General features: G+C 68.4%; 22 protein-coding genes. 12 read left to right on the top strand and 10 right to left on the bottom strand.

Translation table 11 applies throughout. From position 1 onward, the window contains the following. Positions 1-42: 42 nt before the first annotated feature. Entirely contained in the window at positions 43-2,856 is a 2,814-nt protein-coding gene (gene secA, locus E3O42_RS07310) for a preprotein translocase subunit SecA (protein ID WP_134453298.1), read from the top strand. Positions 2,857-2,915: 59 nt separating this feature from the next. Here the strand turns inward: secA and E3O42_RS07305 are convergent, their stop codons facing one another. After that, a complete protein-coding gene (locus tag E3O42_RS07305; protein ID WP_241984698.1) occupies positions 2,916-3,419 on the bottom strand; it encodes an Rv3235 family protein in 504 nt (167 codons plus the stop codon). A 204-nt stretch (positions 3,420-3,623) separates the two neighbouring features. Between E3O42_RS07305 and E3O42_RS07300 the strand changes: the two genes are divergently transcribed. Further along, positions 3,624-4,217: a hypothetical protein gene (locus E3O42_RS07300; protein WP_134453297.1), complete on the top strand. Its 594-nt coding sequence runs from the start codon at positions 3,624-3,626 to the stop codon at positions 4,215-4,217. 6 nt (positions 4,218-4,223) lie between these two features. On the opposite strand, the gene E3O42_RS07295 is transcribed toward E3O42_RS07300, so the two are convergent. Continuing rightward, positions 4,224-4,547: a helix-turn-helix domain-containing protein gene (locus tag E3O42_RS07295; protein WP_134453296.1), complete on the bottom strand. Its 324-nt coding sequence runs from the start codon at positions 4,545-4,547 to the stop codon at positions 4,224-4,226. A gap of 148 nt (positions 4,548-4,695) precedes the next feature. Between E3O42_RS07295 and E3O42_RS07290 the strand changes: the two genes are divergently transcribed. Both E3O42_RS07290 and E3O42_RS07285 read left to right on the top strand, forming a co-directional pair. Next, entirely contained in the window at positions 4,696-5,352 is a 657-nt protein-coding gene (locus E3O42_RS07290; protein WP_134453295.1) for a hypothetical protein, read from the top strand. Between the two features lies 1 nt (position 5,353). Beyond that, a complete protein-coding gene (locus tag E3O42_RS07285) occupies positions 5,354-6,778 on the top strand; it encodes a CpaE/TadZ family protein (RefSeq protein WP_134453294.1) in 1,425 nt (474 codons plus the stop codon). On the opposite strand, the gene E3O42_RS07280 is transcribed toward E3O42_RS07285, so the two are convergent. Together E3O42_RS07280 and E3O42_RS07275 are read right to left on the bottom strand one after the other, a co-directional pair. Next, complete coding sequence (locus E3O42_RS07280) at positions 6,766-8,457, bottom strand: DUF5671 domain-containing protein (RefSeq protein ID WP_134453293.1); 1,692 nt, start codon at positions 8,455-8,457, stop codon at positions 6,766-6,768. The genes E3O42_RS07285 and E3O42_RS07280 overlap by 13 nt on opposite strands. Then, a complete protein-coding gene (locus E3O42_RS07275; protein WP_241984697.1) occupies positions 8,454-8,972 on the bottom strand; it encodes an LpqB family beta-propeller domain-containing protein in 519 nt (172 codons plus the stop codon). Before E3O42_RS07275 ends, E3O42_RS07280 begins: the two co-directional genes overlap by 4 nt. Before the next feature lie 49 nt (positions 8,973-9,021). Between E3O42_RS07275 and E3O42_RS07270 the strand changes: the two genes are divergently transcribed. After that, the gene (locus E3O42_RS07270) at positions 9,022-10,515 is read left to right on the top strand and encodes a sensor histidine kinase (RefSeq protein ID WP_088455328.1); all 1,494 of its coding nucleotides are present in this window, start codon (positions 9,022-9,024) and stop codon (positions 10,513-10,515) included. 95 nt (positions 10,516-10,610) lie between these two features. Here E3O42_RS07270 and E3O42_RS07265 read toward each other — a convergent pair whose 3' ends face one another. Next, positions 10,611-10,859, bottom strand: coding sequence for a WhiB family transcriptional regulator (locus E3O42_RS07265; protein ID WP_035837005.1), 249 nt, complete (start codon positions 10,857-10,859; stop codon positions 10,611-10,613). Positions 10,860-11,041: 182 nt separating this feature from the next. Between E3O42_RS07265 and E3O42_RS07260 the strand changes: the two genes are divergently transcribed. Then, positions 11,042-11,479 carry a hypothetical protein gene (locus E3O42_RS07260; RefSeq protein ID WP_241984696.1) on the top strand — a complete coding sequence of 146 codons (438 nt, stop codon included), beginning with the start codon at positions 11,042-11,044 and terminating at the stop codon, positions 11,477-11,479. Between the two features lie 375 nt (positions 11,480-11,854). Here the strand turns inward: E3O42_RS07260 and bcp are convergent, their stop codons facing one another. Genes bcp through aroA form a run of 3 tightly spaced genes read right to left on the bottom strand, consistent with a single transcriptional unit; the run spans position 11,855 to position 14,781 of the window. Continuing rightward, positions 11,855-12,328 carry a thioredoxin-dependent thiol peroxidase gene (gene bcp / locus E3O42_RS07255; protein WP_134453292.1) on the bottom strand — a complete coding sequence of 158 codons (474 nt, stop codon included), beginning with the start codon at positions 12,326-12,328 and terminating at the stop codon, positions 11,855-11,857. A gap of 16 nt (positions 12,329-12,344) precedes the next feature. After that, positions 12,345-13,409 (bottom strand): ribosome small subunit-dependent GTPase A, encoded by a 1,065-nt coding sequence (gene rsgA / locus E3O42_RS07250; RefSeq protein WP_134453291.1) that lies wholly within the window; start codon positions 13,407-13,409, stop codon positions 12,345-12,347. A 10-nt stretch (positions 13,410-13,419) separates the two neighbouring features. Continuing rightward, entirely contained in the window at positions 13,420-14,781 is a 1,362-nt protein-coding gene (aroA, locus tag E3O42_RS07245) for a 3-phosphoshikimate 1-carboxyvinyltransferase (RefSeq protein WP_134453290.1), read from the bottom strand. Between the two features lie 127 nt (positions 14,782-14,908). On the opposite strand from aroA, the gene E3O42_RS07240 reads away from it, so the two are divergent. Both E3O42_RS07240 and E3O42_RS07235 read left to right on the top strand, forming a co-directional pair. After that, on the top strand, positions 14,909-15,523 hold the full coding sequence (locus E3O42_RS07240; protein ID WP_241984702.1) for a sigma-70 family RNA polymerase sigma factor: 615 nt from the start codon (positions 14,909-14,911) through the stop codon (positions 15,521-15,523). Further along, complete coding sequence (locus tag E3O42_RS07235) at positions 15,520-15,762, top strand: zf-HC2 domain-containing protein (RefSeq protein ID WP_134453288.1); 243 nt, start codon at positions 15,520-15,522, stop codon at positions 15,760-15,762. The genes E3O42_RS07240 and E3O42_RS07235 overlap by 4 nt, the downstream gene beginning before the upstream one ends. An 11-nt stretch (positions 15,763-15,773) precedes the next feature. Here E3O42_RS07235 and E3O42_RS07230 read toward each other — a convergent pair whose 3' ends face one another. After that, positions 15,774-16,103: a hypothetical protein gene (locus E3O42_RS07230; protein WP_134453287.1), complete on the bottom strand. Its 330-nt coding sequence runs from the start codon at positions 16,101-16,103 to the stop codon at positions 15,774-15,776. A 160-nt stretch (positions 16,104-16,263) separates the two neighbouring features. Between E3O42_RS07230 and E3O42_RS07225 the strand changes: the two genes are divergently transcribed. From E3O42_RS07225 to E3O42_RS07215, 3 genes are all read left to right on the top strand, one after another. Further along, positions 16,264-16,719 carry an Asp23/Gls24 family envelope stress response protein gene (locus E3O42_RS07225; protein WP_134453286.1) on the top strand — a complete coding sequence of 152 codons (456 nt, stop codon included), beginning with the start codon at positions 16,264-16,266 and terminating at the stop codon, positions 16,717-16,719. Positions 16,720-16,822: 103 nt separating this feature from the next. Next, positions 16,823-17,086 (top strand): GlsB/YeaQ/YmgE family stress response membrane protein, encoded by a 264-nt coding sequence (locus E3O42_RS07220; RefSeq protein WP_134453327.1) that lies wholly within the window; start codon positions 16,823-16,825, stop codon positions 17,084-17,086. Positions 17,087-17,353: 267 nt separating this feature from the next. Next, complete coding sequence (locus E3O42_RS07215) at positions 17,354-19,429, top strand: MMPL family transporter (RefSeq protein WP_134453326.1); 2,076 nt, start codon at positions 17,354-17,356, stop codon at positions 19,427-19,429. 81 nt (positions 19,430-19,510) lie between these two features. On the opposite strand, the gene E3O42_RS07210 is transcribed toward E3O42_RS07215, so the two are convergent. Beyond that, on the bottom strand, positions 19,511-23,314 hold the full coding sequence (locus tag E3O42_RS07210) for a multifunctional oxoglutarate decarboxylase/oxoglutarate dehydrogenase thiamine pyrophosphate-binding subunit/dihydrolipoyllysine-residue succinyltransferase subunit (protein ID WP_134453285.1): 3,804 nt from the start codon (positions 23,312-23,314) through the stop codon (positions 19,511-19,513). A 134-nt stretch (positions 23,315-23,448) separates the two neighbouring features. On the opposite strand from E3O42_RS07210, the gene guaB1 reads away from it, so the two are divergent. Then, complete coding sequence (gene guaB1 / locus E3O42_RS07205; RefSeq protein ID WP_134453284.1) at positions 23,449-24,888, top strand: GMP reductase; 1,440 nt, start codon at positions 23,449-23,451, stop codon at positions 24,886-24,888. Positions 24,889-24,911: the final 23 nt, after the last annotated feature.

Here is a 24,911-nt window from a genome sequence, read left to right as displayed (position 1 = left end):
ACAGGCGTGTTCGCACGCCGTGACGACTAGTGGAGTGCATTCGTGGCCGGAATACTGGAAAAAGTTCTTCGTGTTGGCGAGGGGCGCATTCTGCGCCGGCTCGAGAGCTATGCGAAGGCCATCAATGCGCTGGAAGACGACTTCAGCACCCTCAGCGATGAGGAGCTGAAGAACGAAACCGTGCAGTTGCGTGAGCGTTACTCGGGCGGTGAGTCGCTGGACGACTTGCTGCCCGAGGCGTTCGCCGCCGTGCGTGAGGCCTCGACCCGTACCCTGGGCCTGCGGCACTTCGACGTGCAGCTCATGGGCGGCGCGGCCCTGCACCTGGGCAACATCGCCGAGATGAAGACCGGTGAGGGTAAGACCCTGGTCGCCACGACGGCGGCCTACCTCAACGCCATCACCAGCCGTGGTGTGCACGTGATCACGGTCAACGACTACCTGGCCAGCTACCAGAGCGAACTGATGGGCCGCGTCTTCCGCGCCCTCGGCATGACCACCGGATGCATCGTCTCCGGCCAGACCCCAGCGCAGCGTCGCGAGATGTACGCCTGCGACATCACCTACGGCACCAACAACGAGTTCGGCTTCGACTACCTGCGGGACAACATGGCCTGGCAGGCCAGCGACATGGTGCAGCGCGGCCACTACTTCGCCATTGTCGACGAGGTCGACTCGATCCTCATCGACGAGGCCCGCACCCCGCTGATCATCTCCGGACCGGCATCGGGCGAGGCGAACCGCTGGTTCACCGAGTTCGCCAGCCTCGCCACACGCCTCGTCGTCGACGAGGACTTCGAGGTCGACGAGAAGAAGCGCACCGTCGGAGTGCTCGAACCCGGCATCGAAAAGGTCGAGGACTACCTCGGCATCGACAACCTCTACGAATCCGCGAACACCCCGCTGATCTCGTTCCTGAACAACGCCATCAAGGCCAACGCCCTGTTCAAGAAGGACAAGGACTACGTCGTGATGAACGGCGAGGTGCTCATCGTCGACGAGCACACCGGCCGCATCCTGATGGGCCGCCGATACAACGAGGGCATCCACCAGGCGATCGAAGCCAAGGAAGGCGTCGCGGTCAAGGCCGAGAACCAGACCCTGGCCACCGTGACCCTGCAGAACTACTTCCGCCTGTACTCGAAGATCTCCGGCATGACCGGAACCGCCGAGACCGAGGCCGCCGAGTTCATGAGCACCTACAAGCTCGGCGTCGTCGCGATCCCCACCAACAAGCCGATGCAGCGCATCGACCAGTCCGACCTGATCTACAAGAACGAAGAGGCCAAGTTCGGCCAGGTCGTCGAGGATATCGTCGAGCGCCACGCCAACGGCCAGCCGGTCCTCGTGGGTACAACGAGCGTCGAGAAGAGCGAATACCTCTCCCGCCTGCTGGCGAAGAAGGGCGTGCGCCACGAGGTCCTGAACGCCAAGAACCACGCCCGTGAGGCCGCCATCGTCGCCCAGGCCGGACGTCTGGGCTCGGTCACCGTCGCCACCAACATGGCCGGCCGCGGCACCGACGTGATGCTCGGCGGCAACGCCGAATTCCTCGCCGTCGCCGCGATGAACGCCAAGGGCCTGAGCCCGGTCGAGACGCCGGACGAATACGAAAAAGAGTGGGACGACGTCTTCGCCGCCGTCAAGGCCGAGGTCTCGGAGGAGGCCGACAAGGTCATCGCCGCCGGCGGGCTGTACGTGCTCGGCACCGAACGCCACGAGTCCCGCCGCATCGACAACCAGCTGCGCGGCCGTAGCGGCCGCCAGGGCGACCCGGGCGAGAGCCGGTTCTACCTCTCGCTCACCGACGACCTGATGCGCCTGTTCAACGCCGGCGCCGCCGAAAGCCTGATGGGCCGCCAGGGTGTTCCCGACGACATGGCCATCGAGTCCAAGGTGGTCAGCCGCGCCATCCGCAGTGCCCAGTCGCAGGTCGAGGGCCGCAACGCCGAGATCCGCAAGAACGTCCTCAAGTACGACGATGTGCTCAACCGCCAGCGCGAAGCGATCTACGGCGACCGCCGGCACATCCTCGAGGGTGACGACCTGCACGAACGCACCCAGCGGTTCCTCGAAGACGTCATCGACGAGGTGCTCGAGGTTCACACCGGCGAGGGCAACGGCGACGACTGGGACTTCGACGCCCTCTGGACCGAGCTGAAGACTCTCTACCCCGTCGGCCTCACCATCGACGAGGTCATCTCCGAAGCCGGCAACAAGGGCAAGATCAACCGCGACTTCATGCGCCGGGAGATCATCTCCGACGCCAAGGTCGCATACTCCCGCCGCGAGGAATCGCTCGGCTCACCGGCGATGCGCGAACTCGAACGCCGCGTTGTGCTGTCGGTCATCGACCGGCGCTGGCGCGAGCACCTCTACGAGATGGACTACCTCAAGGACGGCATCGGCCTGCGCGCGATGGCGCAGCGTGACCCGCTGGTCGAGTACCAGCGTGAGGGCTTCGCCATGTTCCAGCAGATGATGGGTCAGATCCGCGAAGAGACCGTCGGGTTCCTGTTCAACCTCGAGGTCGAGGTGTCCCAGCCGGCCGGTGCCGTCGACGCGCCGATCGTGGCGGCGAAGGGCCTGACTCCTCCGGCCGAGTCCGCTGAGGAGAAGCTGAGCTTCACCGCCCCGAGCGACTCCGGCGGAGTCGAGGTGCGCAACCAGCGCGGCCAGATCCAGCAGGCCGCGACGGACCGTGCCCGCCGCGCCACCGCCCCCGCCCCCGCCGACGCGGAAACGGCCGCGCCGGCCGGCCCGCCGCAGCGCGGTGCCTTCGGCCAGCGCGCCGAATCCGACACCCCGGCGGCCAACAACCGCGCCGAGCGTCGCACCCAGGGCAAGAAGAAGTAGACACCGCCAACAGCAGCGAACCGGCGGGCAGGCGTCGTTGACCTACTCTGGACATGCGTTCAGAGCACGTTGATGGCGCTGGCCCGCCAACGGTTGTCCAAGCCTTCCAGGCGCACCGCGACGGCGCGCACGCGGACCTTGCTGTGCACGATCACGACGGCCTCGATGATGCCGTCCCTGGGCTCGTTGATACTCACCCGGCCGATTGTGATGGCGGGGCGTTGGGCGCGTTGCCCCTTGACCGCGCGGGCCCTTGCCGAGAGCACCACCCGCTTGAGCAGGTGCCTGTACACATCGTCGCTCACCCACCGCGCCAGCTGGTCGAGCTCCCTGGCGCCCGCCAGGACCTCGATGACGCACCGGGTGAGGTTGATCAACAGAGGCTCCGGATCGGGCAGCGCGGCGCGGGAACTCGGTTGGTGGCCGAAGAAATCGTCGGACTGAAATCCCTCGCTGGACTCGCGCGCCGGCGTGAGCGCGCCGCCGGGGGAAGCTACCCGCGGATTGGGCCCGTTCGCGGACGGCAAGCGGCGGGGGTCAGGCTCGGCAAGTGGATCGCTCATGGGTTGCTCCAGATGCATGGATCCGTGGTGTCGACGAGGAGAGCGGGCAGGTGGCGCTGTCGTGCGGGTGGATCACCGGATCGACCCCGAGGAGGCTGAGGCCTTGGGCGACACTCAATCACCCAAGAACCAGTCTGTCTAGGCTTGTCGGGGAGGCTGTGGATAACGTCAGCGTCGGATTCGGGGGCCGACTACCGTCGGGGTGTGCGCTGGGACAATCTGTTCGACGACCTCGAAGGTCAGCTCGAGAACGAGTTGAACGCCGAGGACCTCGAGCTGCGCGCGGAGGAGGAACGGTTGCGTCTTGGCCGGCTGGCGCTGCGTCAGCGGCTCACCGGCGTGGTCAACGGTCCGGTCCCGTCACGGGTGCTCAGGGTCGTGCTGGTCGACAGCCAGGTGCTCACGGTGCGGCCGACGACATTCGGGCGGGACTGGATGGCGGCCGACCTCCTCGAGGCAGGTACCGGCAGCCCGCAGTGCATCCTGCCGTTTGCGGCCATCGGCGCCGTCATCCTGGAGCCCGACCAGGTGCCGGAGTCGCTGGCGGCCGAGACCGCGGCGCCGGCCCGGCTCGTCGACCGTATCGGCCTGCCGTTCGTCCTGCGTGATCTGTGCCGGCGCCGCAAGAGCCTTCAGATCCAGACCGGGGTGGGGCCCGTGACCGGGACGATCGACAGGGTGGGACGTGATCACGTTGACCTGGCGGTGCACGCGCCGGGAACCCTCAGACGGGCCGGAGAGGTGCGGCAGTACCGGATCGTGCCGCTGAACCAGATCCACCTGGTGCGCCTGGACTGAGCCGCCTCAGGCCCAGGTGTCGTCGGCCGCCGGGGGATCGGTGGGCTCGTCCGGGCGCAGGATCCGGCCCGCGGAGAGCTCGGGGATGTTCGCGAAGTCGGATTGTTCCCAGAGCGATAGCCGGCGGGCCTCCTCGTATTTGGCCTCGATGTAGGACTCGAGAAGGACCCGCTCCACCCGCCAGGCGCCGGCGGCGCCGATGCGGATGGCGGGCAGCTCGCCGGTTCGAACCAGATCGCGGGCGGCGGCCAGGGAGAGGTTCAGGATCTGGGCGGTGTCGGCGAGGGTCAGGAATCGGCCCACGGATGCGGAGGAGACTGAATCGCTCATGCGAACGATTATCCGTCGTGTTCGCCGATCTCGCGGGGCGACCGGGCGACCTGTGGATAACTTCAGCGCGGACTTTCCGGTCGCGTCACGATGGTAGCCAGCCTGAGCCCGGCGAGACAGTGAAAAAGACAGTGGACGAGGTGAGCGGATGAGGACAGGACAGCCGGCCGGTTCCGGCCGACCGACGACATCGACGAAACCCCGGTTCTGGTTCGACCCGCGGTTCGCTCTCGGTCTGGTCCTCGTCGTGGCCTCCATTGTCGGGGTCAGCGTCGTCGTGGCCGGAAGCGACCGCACCGTCGCGGTGTACGCGGCCCGGGTCCCGCTGGCCGTCGGCGATCGTCTCGACGCTGCAGACCTGGTCGAGACCGATGTGCGGCTCGGGGCGGCGCTGAAGCTCTACCTGACCCCCGCCCTCGTTCCTGCCGACGGGTTGATCGTGACGCGCACCGTCACCGCCGGCGAACTTGTCCCGGCCGCCGCCGTCGGAACCCGTGCTGGCGAGGCCGTGACGAGCCTGGTCCTCGAACTGCGCGGGAGGCTGTCGACGGGACTGGCGGCCGGGTCCGTCGTGGATGTGTGGTCGGCCGGCGAGGTCGAGAGTGGGCTGTTCGGCCCTCCAGCCGTTCTTGTCGGTCGTGCCGCGATCGTGCGGATCCTGGAACCGTCCGGCCTCATCCAGTCCGGCGACGGCCGGGCGGTGGAGGTGTTGGTGCCTAAGGACAAGGTCGCGGCCGTGCTGGAGGCGATCGCCAACGACGAGGCCCTCTCCCTCGTGGCCGTGAACGCCCCGATCGGAGGATGACGTGACCCTGCTTGCACTGGCTCTGGACAGGGACACCGAGGACCGGCTGCTCGCCGACGTCATCGAACACGGTCACGTGATTGTCGCCCGGCCGGCGAATGTGCGCGAGCTGCTCGCCGCCATTGACAGGCGCGCCCCCGAGGCGTTGATCGTGGGAGCCACGGCCGGCACCCTGACCGCCGAGCTGCTCGCGGCCAGCGACGCTAACGGCATCCGTGTCGTCGCCCTCGCCGCGACCGATGCGGAACGCCGCTACGCGGCCGGGCTGGGGCTGCACGAGGTCGTCGCCGCCGACGCGGCCTGGACCGAGATCGAACGCGTGCTGACGCTGGGCGGCGACATCCCGCTGCGCATCGATGACGACCCGCCGCCTGACGCGGTCGCCCCGGCCGCGCCCCGGCGGCCCAGGCCCGGACGACGGGCGAAAAATGACCAGCGGGCGGGTCAGCCAAATGCCCATGACGAGTCCGCCCCACATGAGTCCGACCCGTTCGCGTTCGCGTCCGATCCGTTCGCGTCCGACGACGAGGTCACGGCGGGACTCACCGGATCCGGCACCGTGATCGCGGTATGGGGACCGGCCGGGGCTCCCGGCCGCACCACCCTGGCCATCAACATCGCCGCCGAGATTGCGGCGGCCGGGCACACCGTGGTGCTGGCGGACATCGACACCTACAGCGGCTCGATAGCGCCGAGCCTGGGCCTGCTCGACGAAGCGCCCGGCTTCGCTGCGGCGTGCCGGCTGTCCGGCTCCGACACCCTCACCCCGGTCGAGCTGGAACGCATCGCCCACCGCTACAACTCGCCGCGGGGCGCCTTCTGGGTGCTGACCGGGATCGGGCGACCGTCCAGGTGGCCCGAGTTGTCGGCCGAACGGGTGAGCGGCACGATCTCCGCGTTGCGGGGCTGGGCCGACTATGTGGTGCTCGACACCGGGTTCAGCCTGGAAAGCGACGAGGAGATCTCGAGCGACCTGTTCGCGCCCCGCCGCAACGCGGCGACGCTGGCCGCCCTGGGAATCGCCGATCGGGTGGTGGCCTGCGGCCTGGCCGACCCGGTGGGCATGGCCAGGTTCCTGCGCGCCTGGAGCGACCTCACCGAGGTGATCACCACCCATCGGGTGCACGTCGTGATGAACAGGGTGCGCGCCAGCGCCGTCGGCCCGGCGCCCGCCGCCCAGGTGAGCAGCGCGCTGCGGCGCTTCGGCGGCATCGACGGGGCCGTCCTGGTGCCGCACGACCAGGCCGGCGTTGATGCCGCGGTGCTGTCCGGGCGCACCCTGCGGGACGCGGCGCCACGGTCGCCGGCCCGGCTGGGCATTCTCGGCCTGGTACGCACCGAGCTGCTGCCGGTCCCGGACGCCCACGCCGGCCGCCGACAGTGGCGCCGGGTCTTCGACTGGCGGCGACCGGCTCAGGCCACCTGAGTCGCAGCGAGCGGGATCACCGTGAGAGCGCCGTCGACACCGACTATGAGCAGGACCCGGTCACCGCTGACACCGTGCAGGACCTGCTCGACCTGCGTGGGATCCGGCACCACCGTGGCGGCGCCGGCCCGTTGCCAGTAGTCCACTGGCGCACCGGTGAGTTTGCGTAGGTGCATCACGACGGGCTCCGCGCCTGGGCCCATGACCAGCACCAGCTCGCCGACCGCCCGTGCCGGAGGGACACTGGAGGCACCGGCGGACGAAGCCGCGGGTGCGGCCGCGGCGACCGCGGCCCGGTCCTGGCGCCAGACCGCGAAGTGATACCCCGCCACCAGCCCGGTGGCCACGAGCAACCCGAAGGGTGCCCGGATGCGGTCCAGGAGCCCGGGATTGCCGGCCAGGACCGTGTCGAAGAGGCGGAAGCCGATGACCAGGAGAGTGACCAGGGCCACGACGGCGCTGATGCCGAACACGACCACGAGATAGACGCTGCGGCCGGCGGATCGTCGCGGGTCGGCCGCCGGTACGGTACCCGGCCGCCAGGTGAGCCACCACAGCGGCCCGCCGACCAGCAGCGAGCTGATGCCGCCGAGCAGCAGGGTACGCGGGTCAGACCCGGCCAGCGGGGTGGTCAGGGTGGCCAGGAGCGCGTTCACGATGACGCCGATCCCGGTGGCGGCGGCGATCAGCGAGATGCCGCTGGTCACGAGGGTGCTCGCCTGCCGTACCGCGGGGGTTCGCCGGCGCACCACACCGCGGTGGTAGACCCAGATCAGGCTGCCCACGAGGGCGGCGGCGATCGCCGGGCCCAGCGGCTCCACCAGCACCGGCACGGCGTCGGTGCGGTCGAAGGCCAGCCGCAGCAGCACGAACACGATGGTGCCGGTGCCGGCCAGGGCCAACAGGGCACCGCCCATGATGCCGACGCCGACCAGGAGCACCCCGGCCAGGGCGGTGCCGGCCCTGCGGCCGCCGTCGTGGCGCCAGTACCATGCCCAGACCAGCGCGCCGCCGGCCGCCCACACGAGGGCCTGCACGGCGCCGGACCACCAGGGCGATCCAGCTGACGCTGCAGCTCCATCCGCGCCGAGCCCGACCGTGAGGGCCTGGTCGAGGAGGATCGTGAGCGCCGTCATCGCGCCGCCCGCCCCGATCAGCAGCCCGAACGTGCCGCCGAGCACCGCGGCGGTGCCCGGCAGTCGGGTGGGTCGCCGGTCGGTTCGGCGCAAAACAAACCTGTGCCCGGCCCAGACTCCGGACCAGACCAGACCCGTCGCCGCCTCAGCGGGGAAGGTCTCGGCGGTCACGGCGGCGGCGACGGCGGACAGCAGGGCCGTGGTGGACACGACCAGGGCGAGCGTACTCATGCCGACCAAGTACAACGCCCAGGCCAGGGAGGCGCGCTCCGGCGGATCGGCCAGGCGACGCCAGGCGAACCAGCCGACGATCGCCGCCAACGGGCCCGCGACCAGGGTGAAGGTCAGCGACACCGCGAGGCCGACGGTGTCGGTGCCGGCGAGCAGCTCGCCGGTGACCACGTCGAACAGCCGGCTCAGCAGGTCGCTGACGCCGCTCGCCGTGAGCACCACCAGCACGAAGAGGATCGTGTAGACCACGACCCTGCGCACGATCGGTGCTGCGGATGCCCGCGGTGAGGTCGCGGCCGTCGTCGCGGTCACGGGGTGTCTCCCTGGCTGCTGGACGGACAGACGGCAAGACGCCAGGGCGCCTCATCGATGAGCCAGTCGCCGTCGACTCGCACCAGATCGAAGGCTTCCTCCGACTCGTACTCCGACGACCCGAACGGGCCGCTGCCATACGACGTGACGATCAGCACCCGCACGTCGGCGCTCGAGTCGCGTTCGGTGGTGTCGATGAGGGTGATCCGGACGTCGTCGGTGCCCGCCGAAACGCCCGAGGCCGTGCTGTCGTCGCAATCCACCAGCGCACCCGCGCTGAGGTACCCCGCCGCCGTCGTCTCATCGCCGTCCAGCGCCGCCGTCGAATAACGTTGCACCACCCCGCCGGGCGTGCCGGCGTCGAGGAGGGCGGGCTCGCTCCGCGTGAAAACCACGATAAGGGCCGCAACGACGAGCAGGACGATCAGGCCCAGGACGACCAGCACCGCCGGGTCACGCCGGGCGGGCGACGCCGGGGCAGGGCCGGATTCTGTAGGAGGAACAGCAGAGGTCATATCGTGAGCATGGCGTATCCCGCGCCGCGGCACCACATAGGCTGGTCACGTGTCGACGCTCAGTGATCTCGTACTTGCCCAAGGCCGTAACAGCGCGGAGGACGTCGACTGGCTGCACATGCTGGTCTCCGACGGCCAGCTCCTGGCCGACCTCGCCTTCGCCGACATCGTCGTGTGGGTGCCGACCCTCGGCGGCAGCTTCGTCGCCGTCGCCCACGCCAGGCCGTCCAGCGCCGCCACTCTGTTCTACCGCGACTTCGTGGGCCAGGAGATTAAGGCCGAATGGCGCAAGCAGGTGACGGAGGCTTTCGACACCGCGAAGATCATCGACACCACCGCGCCGGATTGGTACGAGGAGACCCCCACGCGGGTGCGGGCCATCCCAGTGCGCCGCCGCATCAGTTCGAGCGGCGCCGAGATCACGCCGGAGCCCATAGCCGTGCTCACCCGGCACACCAACCTCAGCGAGACGCGCACCCCCGGCCGTCAGGAGCTGACCTTCAACGACTGCGCGAACGACCTGTTCGCCATGATCGCCTCGGGCGACTTCCCCGACCTGGGTGCCCCGACCGGCCCGCGCCGTGGCGCACCCCGGGCATCGGATGGGCTGATCCGGCTGGATCTGGACGGCGTCACCACCTTCGCCAGCCCCAACGCGCTCTCCGCGTTCAACCGGATGGGCTTCGCCGACGAACTCGAGGGCGAGTCGCTCGCCGAGGTGACGACAAGCCTGCTCTCCGGCAAGGCTGTCGTCGACGAGTCGCTGCCCCTCGTCGTGACCGGTCGGGCGCCGTGGCGCACCGACATCGAGGCCCGCGGGGTGACGGTGTCGCTGCGCGCCATCCCCATCCGAAACCGGGGCGAACGGATCGGCGCCATCGTGCTCTCCCGCGACGTCACCGAGCTGCGGCACCAGGAGCGCGAGCTGATCACCAAGGATGCCACCATCCGGGAGATCCACCACCGGGTGAAGAACAACCTGCAGACCGTGGCGTCGCTGCTCCGCATCCAGGCGCGGCGCACCCACTCCGACACCGCCCGCGAAGCCCTCAACCAGGCCATGCGCCGGGTGGCGGCCATCGCCGTGGTGCACGATACGCTGTCCTCCGGCCTCAGTCAGAACGTGGACTTCGACGCCGTGTTCGACAGGGTGCTGCTACTCATCGCCGAAGTGGCCTCGGCGCACAACACGACGGCGCACCCGAAATCGTCGGGAAGCTTCGGCATCCTGCCCAGCGCCTACGCCACCCCGTTGGCCCTGGCGCTGACGGAGCTCGTCACAAACGCCGTCGAGCATGGGCTGGCCGGCCGGGAGGGCGAGGTGGCCATCGAGGCCGAGCGCAACGAGGAGACCCTCACCGTACGCGTCCGGGACAACGGTTCCGGCATGCCGGAGGGCAAGGTCGGATCGGGGCTCGGCACCCAAATCGTACGCACGCTCATCCAGGGTGAACTCAGCGGCACGATCGACTGGCACACCATGATGGACAGCGGCACAGAGGTGACCATCGAGATCCCGCTGCGCTTCATGGAATTCGACTGATCAACCCGGGCAACGGGTCACGGCGGGTCGCGGCACAACAAAACGGGCGAGCGGCCGGAGCTGCTCGCCCGTTTCGGGGCTAGAGGGGAACGTCTCTAGGAGGCGCGGCGTGCGCGTGCGGCGCGGCGCTTGAGGGCGCGGCGCTCGTCTTCACTGAGGCCGCCCCAGACTCCGGAGTCCTGCCCGGTTTCGAGAGCGTACTGGAGGCAAACCTCCGTGACATTACAGCGGGCACACACGGACTTGGCCTTCTCGATCTGGTCGACTGCGGGACCAGTGTTACCAACCGGGAAGAAAAGTTCCGGGTCAGCGGTAAGGCAGGCTGCTTTATCGCGCCAATCCATAGGGGTGCTCCTTTATTGCGGGGGGATGCCTGGCCGATCGGCCGAAGATGCGGGGACGCCCAGATTGCAGGAAGGTCAGATCTACGAAGAGATCTGCTCACCACCCTGTGAGCGTCAACCGGGCCTCAAATATGGTCCCATAATAGGGAGGTCAAATCAATAGTTTTGTATGGGATATCGCTGTGAGACAACCGTTCGACCCCAGCCAGGACAGCCTGGACGAGCCCGAGCCGGCCCGCCGCTCCCGCGCGCTCATCGCCCTGGCGCTGCTCCTGGCCGCCGAAGCCGCCCTGCTGTGGGCGGCCGTCGTGTGGCTGATCCTCGAGCTGCTGACCGACCAGCCCACTTCATTCGCCAGCGCCCTGGCGATTCTCGCGCTCACGGTCATCGCCGCGCTCTGGGTGTCGGCCATCGTCGTCGGCACCCTGCGCGGGCGCACCTGGATCCGGGCGGCGGCGGTGACCTGGCAACTGGTTCAGGTCTTCGTCGCCATCGGCTGTTTCCAGGGCCTCTACGCCAGGCCGGACCTCGGCTGGGCGTTGCTCATCCCGTCGGTGCTCGTGATCGTGCTGCTGTTCGCCCGCAGCGTGGTCCAGGCCACGAGCCGCCGCGAGCCCTAACCGATCCCGCCCGACCCCAACTCGCCCCGAGCACAGGCGGTGCGCACAACTCCTGCAGGATTTTGCTCCACCGACCCTCAGCGGCGTGATTCCGGCATCCCCTGCCCGACGGCGGGCCAAATTGCAGGAGTTGTGCATACGCGGCGTGCGCTGCGTACGTGATCTGGCCCCGTCGGAGCGGTTGGTTGCACCGCCGCTCCGGGACGGATGGTGAGCACAACTCCTGCAGAATTTTGCCGCCGCGGCGCAGTTCCGCGTGATCCCGGGGTCCGCCACCGGTCACCTGAAGAAAATGCAGGAGTTATGCACCTACGGGCACCGACCTGGGCGGCCGGGCGGCCGCGACCTTGGCCACGGTGGCCCGGCGGGGACGCGCTAGATCCCGAGCTTCTTGCGCAGGCTGGCCACGTGGCCGGTGGCCTTCACGTTGTACTGGGACAGGGTCACCAGGCCGGCCTCGTCGATCACGAAAGTCGAGCGCAACACACCAGTGACGCTCTTGCCGTAGAGGTTCTTCTCACCCCAGGCGCCGTAGGCGAGGTGCACGGCGAGGTCCTCGTCGCTGAGTAGCGGGAAGGTGAGGTGATCGTTCTCGGCGAATTCCGCCAGCTTCGCCCGGTTGTCCTTGGACAGGCCGAGCACCTGGTAACCGGCGCCGACGAGCGAGCCCAGGCTGTCGCGGAAGTCGCAGGCCTGGGTGGTGCAGCCCGGGGTCATGGCAGCCGGGTAGAAGTACACCACGACCTTCCGGCCGCGAAAGTCGGCCAGGCTGACCGAGTTGCCGTCCTGGTCGGTGAGGGTGAAGTCGGGGGCCGTGTCGCCGGCTGCGAGCCGTGGAGAATCAGTCATTCCACCACGGTACCGGTCAGTTCTCGCCCGGACGGTGCGCCGGTGCGGCCGCGAACGTCGCCAGGAGGCGCTGGAGCGAGTCCAGGCGGGCCTTCCCGGTGTCGCCCAGGGTTCCGGCCGCCACGGCCTCGTTGATGGCGCAGTCCGGGGAGTTGGGCAGGTGCGTGCAGCCGCGCGGGCACTTCTCGGCGATGGTGGCCAGGTCGGTGAAGGCGCGCAGGATGTTGTCGGTGTTGATGTGGCCCAGGCCGAAGGAGCGCACGCCGGGGGTGTCGATGACCCAGCCCCGGCCGTCATCCGTTTCGAGCCGCAGCGAAATCGTCGACGAGGAAGTGTGCCGGCCGCGGCCGGTGACGGTGTTGACGACGCCGACGGCACGGTGCGCGTCGGGCACGAGCGCGTTCACCAGGGTCGACTTGCCCACGCCGGAGTGGCCGACGAAGACGGTGTCGTGGCCGACCAGGGCCGCGGAGATGGCCTCCAGCGGCATGGCGTCGTCGCGGCTCTGGAACACGGGCAGGTCGAGTCCGGCGAAGTTGTTCAGGAACTCGGCGGGGTCGGCGAGGTCGGTTTTGGTGATGCAGAGGATGGGGGAGACGCCGGCATCGTAGGCGGCGACGAGGTAGCGGTCCACGAGGCGGATGCGCGGCTCCGGGTTCGCCGCGGCCACCACGATGAGCATCTGGTCGGCGTTGGCGACGATGACGCGCTCCACCGCATCGGTGTCGTCGGCGCTGCGGCGCAGCAGGGTCTCGCGGCGCACGATGCGCACGATGCGGGACAGGCTGCCCTCGGCCCCGGTGGTGTCGCCGACGATGTCGACGCGGTCGCCGGTGACAACGGCGTGCTTGCGCAGTTCGCTGGCGCGGGCGGCGGTGACCCGGCGTTCGGTGGGCTCGTTCTCGTCGAGCATCACGGTGTAGCGGCCGCGGTCGACCGAGAGGATGCGCCCGGTCAGGGCGTCGCCGTGCTCGGGCCGGGTCTTGGTGCGCGGTTTGGTGCCCTTGCGGCCCGGGCGAATCCGCACGCTGGACTCGTCGAACTCCGGCTCGTCGTCGTCCGGGCTCGACCACCAGGTCATTCTGTGCCCGTCACGAAACGACCGGTCCGGCCATCAGGCCGTGCCACAGCTCGGCGAACTGGGGGAGGGTCTTCGCCGTCGTGCCGATGTTCTCCACCTCGATACCGGCGACGATCAGCCCGAGCAGGGCTCCGGTGGTGGCCATCCGGTGGTCGTCGTAGCTGTGCCAGGTGCCGCCGTGCAGCGGCCGCGGCTCGATGGCCAACCCGTCCGGCAGTTCGGTGACGTGCCCGCCGAGGTTGTTGATCTCCGTCGCCAGGGCCGCGAGCCTGTCGGTCTCGTGGTGCCGGATGTGGCCGATGCCGGTGATGGTGCTCGGGGAATCGGCCAGGGCCGCTAGGCCCACCAGGGTGGGGGCCAGTTCTCCGCCGGTGGACAGGTCGAGGTCCACTCCAGTGATGCGGCCGGTGCCGGTGACCGTGAGCCTGTCGCCATCGATGGTGACGGTGGCGCCGAACAGCGGCAGCAGTTCGGCCAGGTGCGCGCCGACCTGGGTGGTCGTGGCGGGCCAGCCCGTGATGGTGACGCTGCCGCCGGCGACCAGTGCCGCGGCGAGGAACGGTGCGGCGTTGGAGAGGTCTGGTTCGATGTCGACCTCGGCGCCGCGGATCGGACCCGGTTCGACAACCCAGACGCCGACCTCGGGGCTGGTGACGGTGACGCCGCGCTCTGCGAGGGTGTGAATGGTCATCTCGATGTGCGGCAGGCTCGGCAGGCGCTCGCCGGAGTGGCGCAGCCGCAGGCCGTTGGCGAAGCGGGGGGCCGCGAGCAGGAGGCCGGACACGAATTGGCTGGAGTTGGACGCGTCGATGGTCACCTCGCCGCCGTTCAGGCCGCCGGTGCCGTGCACGGTGAACGGCAGGGCGCCGCGACCGTCGTCGTTGATGTCGGCGCCCAGGGCCTGCAGCGAACTGATCGTGGTTTTCATGGGCCGGCGTTTGGCGCCGGCGTCACCGTCGAAGGTGGTCGGGCCCAGCGCGAGCGCCGCTACCGGCGGCAGAAACCGCATCACGGTTCCGGCGAGGCCGCAGTCGATGGTGGTGGACCCGAACAGTTCGCCGGGCGTGATGCGCAGGTCGGAACCGTATTCGCCGTCACCGTCGACCGATTCGATGGTCGTGCCGAGCTGGCGGAGCGCGGCAACCATGAGGTCACTGTCACGCGAGTGCAGGGGGGCGCGCAGCACCGACGGAGAGTCGGCCAGGGCCGACAGCACGAGTTCGCGGTTGGTCAGTGACTTGGAGCCGGGCAGCGACAGGGTGGCCGCCAGCGCTCGCGGCGCGACGGGGGCCGCCCACAGGGCATCCGTCTCTTCGGACGAGTTGTCGCCGTACGGGTCGAACTCCGGCTTGGAATATCTCGAGATCAACATCGGTTATCAGAATAGTCGGGATTGCCGATACACAGTGAGGCACAGGAGGTCACGAGTGACAGTATCCACGCTCATGGAACGTACGACCGTGACGTCCCGCGGTGTTGACGGCTTACAATTGCCCGTGATGACAACAGATACAACTGACATGCGGGACCTGTTCGAAGCACAGGCCATGCCGTTCATCGACCAGCTCTACGCAGCGGCGATGCGCATGACACGCAACCCCTCTGACGCCCAGGACCTGGTGCAGGAAACCTTCGTCAAGGCGTTCGCGTCGTTCACACAGTTCGAGCAAGGCACCAACCTCAAAGCGTGGCTGTACAGGATCCTCACGAACACCTTCATCAACACCTATCGCAAGAAGCAGCGCGAGCCCTACCAGGGCACCATCGACGATCTCGAGGACTGGCAGCTGGGCGGCGCGGAGTCGACGACGGCGACGTCGAGCCGCTCCGCGGAAGCCGAAGCGATCGACCACCTGCCGGACAGCGCCGTCAAGGACGCCCTCCAATCGATACCGGAGGACTTTCGCCTGGCGGTGTATTTCGCCGACGTCGAAGGCTTCTCCTACCAGGAGATCGCCGAAATCATGAAGACACCCATCGGAACGGTGATGAGCCGCCTGCACCGTGGCCGCCGCCTGCTGCGCGAGCTCCTGGCCGGCTACGCCCTCGAGCGCGGACTCGGCACCGGTCAGGGCGCACCGATCAAGAAGACATCCGGGAGTACAGGAAAATGACCGATTGCGGTTGCGAGAAGGCCAAGGCCGAACTCGAAGAGTATTTGCACAACGAACTCCGCAAGGAGGACGCCATCGACATCCGGGAGCACCTCGAGCACTGCCCGGACTGCCGGAACGAACACCACGTCGGGCGCACCCTCACCGAGGTGATGCAGCGCGCGTGCAAGGAGACCGCCCCCGAGGTCCTGCGCGACCAGGTCCTGCTGCGGCTGCGCGCCATCCAGTCAGCTCACTAGCAACCGGCTCACTAGCCGATTCGCGCCACTTTAACCTCGATCGACGTCACGGCAGGGTCGCCTGACGCGACGAAGTACTCCTCGATGGTGTCGTAGACCCGGCGGCAGACCTCTGTCGCCGCGTCAGCGTCCGCGATGCCGATGGCGACGGATGCAGTGACGCCCTGGTCGGTCTCGGTGAGCGTGACGCGTTCCGGAGCCGTCGGCGTCGCCGTGAGCGCCCCGACGACCTGGTGCACGACGGTGGCGAGGATCGGCGCTGCCGGGTAGAGTTCGTCGACGCCCGGCACCCGCGCGACGGCTGCGGCCAGCTCCTCGGTGGGCTTCGCGGGTGTGCTCATGACGTCTCCAGTCTCGGGAACGGGTGGGACCAGATCAGTGTAGATCCTCAACGTCCCGAAAAACTTTCCTGGCAATCCGTGACGAATCGATAGTGGGCTGCGTCGTAGCTAAGATAATGCAGATTCTGCTCTCATCACGCCGTGACCAAGGAGACCCCAGATGTTCAGCAACACCCCCGGCCGGCCGGCCTCGGCCACCACCCTGCCGGCGAACGCCGGCGAGGTGACCGACGCTGCTGTCGACAGGGTGGGGGAGGGCGTCACGACCATCAAGGACAGCGTTATCGCCAAGGTGGCGGGTCTCGCCGTGCGCGAGGTGCCCGGCGTGCATTCCCTGGGCAGCGTGCCGACCAGGGCGCTTGGCGCGATCCTCGACGCCATCGTCAGCGCCGACGTTAACCCCGGCATCTCCGTGACGATGGGCGACGACGACGTCGCCGTCGAGATCGTGCTCGTCGCCGGATACCCGGTGCCCCTGACGGCCCTCGCCGATCAGGTCCGCGCCGCGACGACCCGAGCCATCGAAGGCCTGGTGGGAATTGCGGTGTCAACCGTGAACGTGACCATCACAGATATTTACGTGGCAAAGGAACCTGGCGACAATGACGTCGTCTAGGTTTCCGGCCGCGTGATCAAGCCGGCTCGCAAGAGCCAGGTCGGACATGCGCAGCACGTCCGAAACACCAGCAGTACCCACACCAACAGAAATGAGACACTCCATGGGGTTCTTCGGATTCCTTCTTCTCGGCCTCCTCGCGGGCGCCATCGCCAAGCTGATCCTCCCGGGCAACCAGGGCGGCGGATGGTTCATCACCCTTCTGCTCGGCGTTGTCGGCGCACTGCTCGGCGGATTCCTCGGTAGCGCCCTCTTCGGCGCACCGCTGGAAGAATTCTTCTCCATCCAGACGTGGCTCCTCGCCATCGGCGGATCCATCATCGTTCTGCTCATCTACGGCTTCGCCGTGGGCCGTCGCAAGGCGTAACAGCAGCCGGGTTTCCCCGGAGTGAAAGGCGGCACACCGCACCCTGGGGTGCACGTGTCGCCTTTCCGCGTCCCGGCGCGATCTTCCAACTTTCGGACGACGCACCGGGGCGCGCGCTCGCCTACTCTCAGGACTGTGATCAAGACATCTGCCCCCGCACCGCGCTCAGACCCGGGGCGCCGGACCCGGCGGACCGGCTCCGGCAGCCGAGTGCCGCTCTGGCTACGCATCCTGATTCCGACGATTCTGATTCTGGTCTGGTTCGTCATGTTCGGTGCCGGCGGCGCCTCGTTCGGCCGGATCAGCGACGTATCGACCAACGACCAGGTGCAGCAGCTGCCGGCCAGCGCCGACGCGACCAGGGTGCAGGCGCTGCAGGCCGAATTCCGCGGTGACGACGTGCTGCCCGGTGTCCTCGTCTATGAGCGCGCTGGTGGGCTCACCGAGGCCGACCAGACCGCCATCAGCGCCCAGATCACCGAGCTGGCCCAGCTGGACGGGGTCGTCACCGACAGCGTGTCACCGGCCATCTTCTCCGAGGACGGCGAGGCCGCCGAGGCCATCCTCACCCTGGACACCCAGATAAAACGCGCCGACACCGTCGAGTCGATCCGCGGGTATCTCGCCGACAACCCGATCGCCGGCGTCGACACCTATGTCACCGGCCCGGCCGGACTGATCGCCGACCTGACCGGCGCGTTCGCCGGTATCGACGGCATCCTGCTGCTCACAGCGCTCGCGGCCGTCCTGGTGATCCTGGTGATCGTCTACAGGTCGCCGCTGCTGCCCCTCATCGTGCTGTTCACCAGCCTCTCTGCCCTCTGCGCGTCCGTGCTCGTTGTGGTCGCTCTGGCCAGCGCCGACCTGCTGATCCTGACGGGCCAGACGCAGGGCATCCTGTTCATCCTGGTGATCGGGGCCGCGACGGACTATTCGCTGCTCTACGTCGCCAGGTTCCGCGAGGCACTGCGGGACACCGAGAAGAAGTGGGAGGCGACCCTGGTCGCGATGCGCGGCTCGTTCGAGCCGATTCTCGCCGCCGGCGGCACCGTGATCGTGGGTCTGCTCTGCCTGCTATTCAGCGACCTCAACTCGAACAAGGCGCTCGGGCCCGTCGCGGCGATCGGGATCGGCTTCGCGCTCCTGGCCGCTCTGACGTTGCTGCCGGCGCTGATGCTGTGGGCCGGTCGTGCCGCCTTCTGGCCGGTGCGCCCGAAGGTCGGCTCCGCCCACCCCGGCCTGGACGGCGGGAACGCCAAGGGCGTGTGGCCGTGGCTGGCCCGGCTGGTAAGCCGGCGGGCCAGGCTCATCTGGATCGCCTGCACGGTGCTGCTGGCGATCGCCTCGATCGGGGCGTTCCAGTTCAAGGCGGATGGCGTCTCGCAGAGTGAATTCGTGCTCGGCACCTCGGAGGCCAGGGACGGCCAGGCCGTGGTTGGCGAGCACTTCCCCGGCGGCTCCGGCACCCCGGCGGTTGTGGTCGGACCGGAGTCCGAGCTGCAGGCGATGACCGACGTGCTGCTCGCCAATGCCGGGGTCGACTCCGTCACGGTGCTCTCGGCGGACTCCGTCAGCGGTTCGTTGCCGGTGACAGGGGACGGCGTGCAGCCCTTCGGCCCTCCAGGCACCCCGGCGGGCGAACCGACCGTGATCGACGGCGACGTCATGATGCAGGCCACGCTCACCGACGCGGGCGACTCCGCCCCCGCCGAGGCGACGGTACGTGAGCTCCGGGTCTCCCTCGAGGACGTCGCCGGGACCGTCCTGGTCGGCGGTACGACGGCCATCGCCGTCGACACCACCGACACCGCGATCCACGACCGCAACCTGATCATCCCGATCATCCTCGGGGTGATTCTGGTGATACTGATGCTGCTGCTGCGGTCCATCCTGGCTCCTGTGCTGCTCGTGGCCACCGTCGTGCTGTCCTTCGCCGCCGCGCTGGGAGTGTCCTCCTGGGTGTTCGACGGGGTGATGGGCTTCCCGGGCGCCGACCCGGTGGTTCCGCTCTACGGGTTCGTCTTCCTGGTGGCGCTCGGCATCGACTACAACATCTTCCTGATGACCCGGGTGCGGGAGGAATCGATCCGGTTCGGGACCCGCACCGGGATCCTGCGCGGACTCGTCGCGACGGGCGGCGTGATCACCTCGGCCGGCCTGGTGCTCGCCGCCACATTCGCCGCGCTGGGTGTGCTGCCGATCCTGTTCCTGGCGCAGCTGGCGTTCATCGTGGCCTTCGGGGTGCTGCTGGACACCTTCGTGGTGCGCTCGCTTCTGGTGCCGGCGCTGGCCCACGACATCGGTCCTAAGATCTGGTGGCCGAGCAAGCTCGCCAAGCTCTGACACCTTCGCGAGCCGTGAGAAAAGCACCAGGATGCGCGACTTTTCGGTGCTTACCTCACAGCTCGCGAGGTGGGGGGTGCCTTAGATAGTGAGCGCGTTCTTGAGTAGCTCGGCCTGTTCCGCGGCGTGACGCTTGGCCGAACCGGCCGCAGGCGACGCCGACGCGGCCCGCGAGAACAGCCGGATCGGGCGGGTGCCGAGCTTGTTGGTCTGCAGGTAGAAGAACGGCCAGGCTCCCTGGTTCTCCGGCTCGTCCTGCACCCAGGCCAATTCGGCGTTCGGGTACTGCTCAGCGACCTGCTGCAGTTCGGCGCCGGGCAGCGGATAGAACTGCTCCAGGCGCACCAGGGCGATCTCGGGGTTCGGGTTCTTCTCGAGGTCGGCCAGAAGGTCGTAGTAGAGCTTGCCGGCCATGAACAGCACCCGCTTGACGGCGGCCTTGTCCTGGATGCGCGCATCGTCGATCACCGGTTCGAACTTGCCACTGGTGAAGTCGGCGACCGGGCTGGTGGCTCCGCGCAGGCGCAGCATCGACTTCGGTGTGAAGACGATCAGCGGGCGGCGCGGACGCATGTACGCCTGACGGCGAAGCAGGTGGAAGTACGACGCCGGCGTCGACGGTCGGGCGACGGTCATGTTGTTCTCGGCGCACATCTGCAGGTACCGCTCGATCCGGGCGGACGAGTGGTCGGGGCCCTGGCCCTCGTAGCCGTGCGGCAGCAGCAGCACGACGCTGGAACGCTGGCCCCACTTCTGCTCGGCCGAGGAGATGAACTCGTCGATGATGGTTTGTGCGCCGTTGGCGAAGTCACCGAACTGGGCCTCCCAGAGCACGAGGGCATCGGCCCGCTCCACGGAGTAGCCGTATTCGAAGCCCATGGCCGCGTATTCGCTAAGCAGGGTGTCGTAGATCCAGAACCTGGCCTGGTTCTCGCTCAGGTTCGCCAGCGGCAGCCACTCCTGGCCGTTCATCCGGTCGTGCAGGACCGCGTGGCGCTGCACGAAGGTGCCGCGGCGGGCATCCTGGCCTGCGAACCGCACCGGAGTGCCCTCGAGCAGCACGGACCCGAGCGCGAGCAGTTCGCCGAAGCTCCAGTCGATGTTGCCGTTGCGGCTCATGTCGAGGCGCTTCTGTAGCAGCTGCTGCAGCTTGTTGTGCACGGTAAAGCCGGCGGGCTTGTTGTTGAAGGTGTCGCCGATGAGATGGACGACGCTTTCGGGCACCCCGGTGGTCTCGGGTTCGCCGACGGCGTCGTCGGGCGCGCCGTTGCCGGAGAGTCCCCGGGCCGCTTCGGCCGCTTGGCCGGGAGTGATGATCGGGATCGACGAGGTCTGGGCGGCGTGCGTTTCCAGGAACGCCCGTTCCAGGCGGTCCTGGAAGTCGGCGTGGGCCGCTTCGAACTCCGCCTGGGTGATGTCGCCGCGTCCGACCAGCGCCTCGGTGTAGAGCTTGCGGACGCTGCGCTTGGCCTCGATCAGGTTGTACATCAACGGCTGCGTCATCGAGGGGTCGTCGCCCTCGTTGTGGCCGCGCCGGCGGTAGCAGACGAGGTCGATCACGACGTCGCGCTTGAATTCCTGACGGTACGCGAACGCCAGTGCGGCGACCCGCACGACGGCCTCGGGGTCGTCGCCGTTCACGTGGAAGATCGGCGCCTGGATGGTCTTGGCCACGTCGGTGGAGTACACCGAGGTGCGGCCCTCGCCGGGAGGCGTGGTGAAGCCGACCTGGTTGTTGACGACGAGGTGGATGGTGCCGCCGGTGCGGTAGCCGCGCAGCTGCGACATCTGCAGGGTCTCCAGGACCACGCCCTGGCCGGCCATGGCGGCGTCGCCGTGCACCAGGACGGGCAGCGTCGAGAAGGTGCCGATGGGCTTGCGGTCCTGCTTGGCGCGCACGATGCCCTCGAGCACACCGTCGACGGCCTCGAGGTGGGAGGGGTTGGCGGCCAGGTACACGGCCACCTCCTCACCGTTCGTGCCGCGGAAGGTGCCCTCGGTGCCGAGGTGGTACTTGACGTCGCCGGAACCCTGCACGCTGCGGGGGTCCTGGGTGCCCTCGAACTCGCGGAAGATCTGGCCGTAGGTCTTGCCGGCGATGTTGGTGAGCACGTTCAACCGGCCGCGGTGGGCCATGCCGATGCAGACCTCGTCGAGGCCGGCATCCGCGGAGCCCTGCAGGATCTCGTCGAGCAGCGCGATGGTGGACTCGCCGCCCTCGAGGCTGAAACGCTTCTGGCCGACGTACTTGGTCTGCAGGAACGTCTCGAACGCCTCGGCCTCGTTGAGCTTGCCGAGAATGCGCATCTGCTCATCGTGGGTGGGCTTGACGTACGTCTTCTCCATCTTCTCCTGCACCCACTTGCGCTGGGCCGGGTCCTGGATGTGCATGTACTCGATGCCCGTCGTGCGGCAGTACGAGTCCCGCAGCACGCCCAGGATGTCGCGCAGCAGCATCGTGCGCTTGGTACCGAAACCGCCGGTGATGAACTCGCGGTCCAGGTCCCAGAAGGTGAGGCCGTGGCTGGCGATGTCCAGGTCCGGGTGGGTGCGCTGCTGGTACTCGAGCGGGTCGATGTCAGCCATCAAGTGACCGCGCACGCGGTAGGCGTTGATCAGTTCCTGCACCCGGGCGGTCTTGTCGACGGCGCTGGCCAGGTCGACGCTGATATCGGGGGCCCAGTGGATGGGGTCGTACGGGATGCGGATCGCGGCGAAGATGTCTTCGTAGAAGTTGTGCTGGCCGATGAGCAGCTCGTGCACGATCTTGAGGAACTCACCCGACCCCGCACCCTGGATGACCCGGTGGTCGTAGGTGCTGGTGAGGGTGATGGTCTTGGAGATGGCCAGGCTGGTGAGCGTCTTGACGCTGGCGCCCATGAACTCGGCCGGGTAGTCGAGCGCGCCGGCGCCGATGATGCAACCCTGACCCTTCATCAGCCGCGGCACCGAGTGCACGGTGCCGATGCCGCCGGGGTTGGTGAGTGACACCGTGGCGCCGGAGAAGTCGTCGGCGGTGAGCTTGCCCTTGCGGGCACGGCCGACCAGGTCTTCGTACGAGGTCAGGTATTCGCCGAAGGTCATGGTGTCGGCCCGCTTGATGGCCGGGACCATCAGCGAGCGGGTGCCGTCGGGCTTGGGTAGGTCGATCGCGATGCCCAGGCCGACGTGCGCGGGGGCGATCACCGACGGCTTGCCCTCGAGCTCGTCGTAGTAGACGTTTTGGCTGGGGAACATCTTGAGCGCGCGAATCAGCGCCCAGCCGATCAGGTGGGTGAACGACACCTTGCCGCCGCGGGCCCGCTTCATGTGGTTGTTGATCACGATGCGGTTGTCGATGAGAAGCTTCGCCGGGATGGTCCGCACGCTCGTGGCCGTTGGCACGGTGAGGCTGGTGGCCATGTTGGCCGCGAGGCTCTTGGCCATGCCGCGCAACGGGGTGACGACATCCTGCGGGGGAGTGGGCGCCACGGCGGAGACCACGGGCTGCGGAGAGGTGATCGGGGCGTCGGCGGGCACCGGCTCCGGCTTGGGAGCGATCGACGTGGTCCGGGCCGTGCGCGGTCCGCCGAGCACGGGGATCGGCGCGGTCACGGGGTGCGCTTCGGCCGTCGGGGTCGCGGGTTCCTCCGCCAACGGGGGCACCTCTGCGGCGGCGGGAGCGACGCTCGACGCTGCGCCCTCGGACGCCGGGGCGACGTCTTCAGGCTGGTTCTGCGACGTCGCACTCTGGTGGTAGCTGTCCAGAATCGGCCACCAGGACTGATCCACCGAGTTCTTGTCGATGAGGTAACGTTCGTAAAATTCGTCTACGAGCCATTCGTTGGCTCCGAATTCAGCAGAGGCCGTTTCTTCGGACCCACCGCCGGTCAACTGGTTCGACACAGCTGATCGCCCACTCTCTTCGTTGATTCTGATTGTCCATGGCGATCACAACCGCCGGGTCAGTGTGTTGATATCAAGACTAATCCCATCGAGGTGCTGCACCGGCACGGCTTGTGGGGACTAGCGTTAAAAACATGCAGTTCTATGGAGCGGTACCCCGCCACGATTTGACCTATTCCGACGTTTTCCTGGTGCCAAGCCAGTCGGAGATCAGCAGCCGGCTCGACGTGTCACTGGCGCCGGGAGACGGCACCGCCGCCACGATCCCGATCGTCTCGGCCAACATGAACTCGGTGACCGGACCCCGCCTAGCGGCGTCTCTCGCCCGGCGTGGCGGCCTCGGCGTGTTGCCGCAGGACATGCACCTGCAGGATCTGGACGCGGCCATCCGCTGGGTCAAGGCCCAGCCCGTGCAGTACGACACCCCGTTCGTGTTCGCCCCCGACGCCACCGTGGCCGACGCTCTGCGCCAGGTCCCGCCGGTCACCGGTCAGGGCCTGGTCATCCACGACGGTGACGAGTCGTATCTCGGCTGCATTGACGCCGCCCGGCTCGCGTCGGCGTTGCCGGATGCGCGCCTGGGCGATCTGCTGCACGGCCCGCTCGCGTCGCTCGACGCCGAGGACATCGACTCTCCGCGCAGCGCCTTCGACGTGATGACCGCCGCCGACCTCGACTTCGCCCCCGTGCTGCTGCGCGGCAAGCTGATCGGCACGCTCAGCCGCAAGAGCGCCCTGCGCTCCACCCTCTATCAGCCCGCCGTCGACGGCTCGGGCCGGCTACTCGTCGCCGCCGCCGTTGGCATCAACGGCGACGTCGCCGCCAAGGCCCGCGCGCTCGCCGCCGCCGGCGTCGACGTGCTCGTCCTCGACACCGCGCACGGCCATCAGGCCGGCATGATCCGTGCGCTGCGCACGGTTTCGGAGCTCAAGCTCGGCATCCCCATCGTGGCCGGCAACGTGGTCACCGCCGACGCGGTCGAGCACCTCGTCGGCGCCGGCGCGAACATCATCAAGGTGGGTGTGGGCCCCGGCGCCATGTGCACCACCCGGATGATGACGGCCGTCGGCCGCCCGCAGTTCTCCGCCGTGATCGAGACCGCCGAGGCAGCAGGCAAGCTCGGCGCGCACGTCTGGGCGGATGGCGGGGTGCGCTACCCGCGCGACGTCGCGCTCGCGCTCGCCGCCGGCGCCGCCTCCGTGATGATCGGTTCCTGGTTCGCGGGCACCATCGAGGCGCCGGGCACCCTGGACACCGACGCATCCGGCGCCCTCTACAAGGAGAGCTGGGGCATGGCCTCGACCAAGGCCGTGCAGCAGCGCTTCGACAGGCTCGACGCGTACGAGCTGGCCCGCAAGACCCTGTTCGCCGAGGGCATCTCCTCGTCGAAGATCTACCTGGACCCGCTGCGCCCCTCGCTGGAAGACCTGCTCGATATGATCACCTCCGGCGTGCGCAGCTCGTTCACCTACGCGGGGGCGGCCAGCGTGGCCGAATTCCACGACAGGGCGAAGGTCGGAATCCAGTCGGCAGCCGGTTACGAAGAGGGCAAGGCGCTGGTCGTTTCCTGGTAGCCGGGCGTGAACTCGGTCAGGTG

The organism is Cryobacterium adonitolivorans (genome assembly GCF_004402695.1).
Classification (GTDB): Bacteria; Actinomycetota; Actinomycetes; order Actinomycetales; family Microbacteriaceae; genus Cryobacterium; species Cryobacterium adonitolivorans.
Note: the sequence above shows the minus strand (reverse complement) of the source record. Positions and strands in the feature narration are given on the sequence as shown.

What these genes read in the sequence shown, in the direction of transcription:
- aroA (WP_134453290.1), bottom strand. Translation starts at nt 14,781, where the DNA reads ATGTTGATCTCGAGATATTCCAAGCCGGAGTTCGACCCGTACGGCGAC.
- E3O42_RS07295 (WP_134453296.1), bottom strand. Translation starts at nt 4,547, where the DNA reads ATGAGCGATTCAGTCTCCTCCGCATCCGTGGGCCGATTCCTGACCCTC.
- E3O42_RS07265 (WP_035837005.1), bottom strand. Translation starts at nt 10,859, where the DNA reads ATGGATTGGCGCGATAAAGCAGCCTGCCTTACCGCTGACCCGGAACTT.
- E3O42_RS07215 (WP_134453326.1), top strand. Translation starts at nt 17,354, where the DNA reads ATGTTCGGTGCCGGCGGCGCCTCGTTCGGCCGGATCAGCGACGTATCG.
- E3O42_RS07230 (WP_134453287.1), bottom strand. Translation starts at nt 16,103, where the DNA reads ATGAGCACACCCGCGAAGCCCACCGAGGAGCTGGCCGCAGCCGTCGCG.
- E3O42_RS07220 (WP_134453327.1), top strand. Translation starts at nt 16,823, where the DNA reads ATGGGGTTCTTCGGATTCCTTCTTCTCGGCCTCCTCGCGGGCGCCATC.
- E3O42_RS07290 (WP_134453295.1), top strand. Translation starts at nt 4,696, where the DNA reads ATGAGGACAGGACAGCCGGCCGGTTCCGGCCGACCGACGACATCGACG.
- E3O42_RS07305 (WP_241984698.1), bottom strand. Translation starts at nt 3,419, where the DNA reads ATGAGCGATCCACTTGCCGAGCCTGACCCCCGCCGCTTGCCGTCCGCG.
- bcp (WP_134453292.1), bottom strand. Translation starts at nt 12,328, where the DNA reads ATGACTGATTCTCCACGGCTCGCAGCCGGCGACACGGCCCCCGACTTC.
- E3O42_RS07240 (WP_241984702.1), top strand. Translation starts at nt 14,909, where the DNA reads ATGACAACAGATACAACTGACATGCGGGACCTGTTCGAAGCACAGGCC.
- E3O42_RS07275 (WP_241984697.1), bottom strand. Translation starts at nt 8,972, where the DNA reads ATGACCTCTGCTGTTCCTCCTACAGAATCCGGCCCTGCCCCGGCGTCG.
- guaB1 (WP_134453284.1), top strand. Translation starts at nt 23,449, where the DNA reads ATGCAGTTCTATGGAGCGGTACCCCGCCACGATTTGACCTATTCCGAC.
- E3O42_RS07225 (WP_134453286.1), top strand. Translation starts at nt 16,264, where the DNA reads ATGTTCAGCAACACCCCCGGCCGGCCGGCCTCGGCCACCACCCTGCCG.
- E3O42_RS07235 (WP_134453288.1), top strand. Translation starts at nt 15,520, where the DNA reads ATGACCGATTGCGGTTGCGAGAAGGCCAAGGCCGAACTCGAAGAGTAT.
- rsgA (WP_134453291.1), bottom strand. Translation starts at nt 13,409, where the DNA reads ATGACCTGGTGGTCGAGCCCGGACGACGACGAGCCGGAGTTCGACGAG.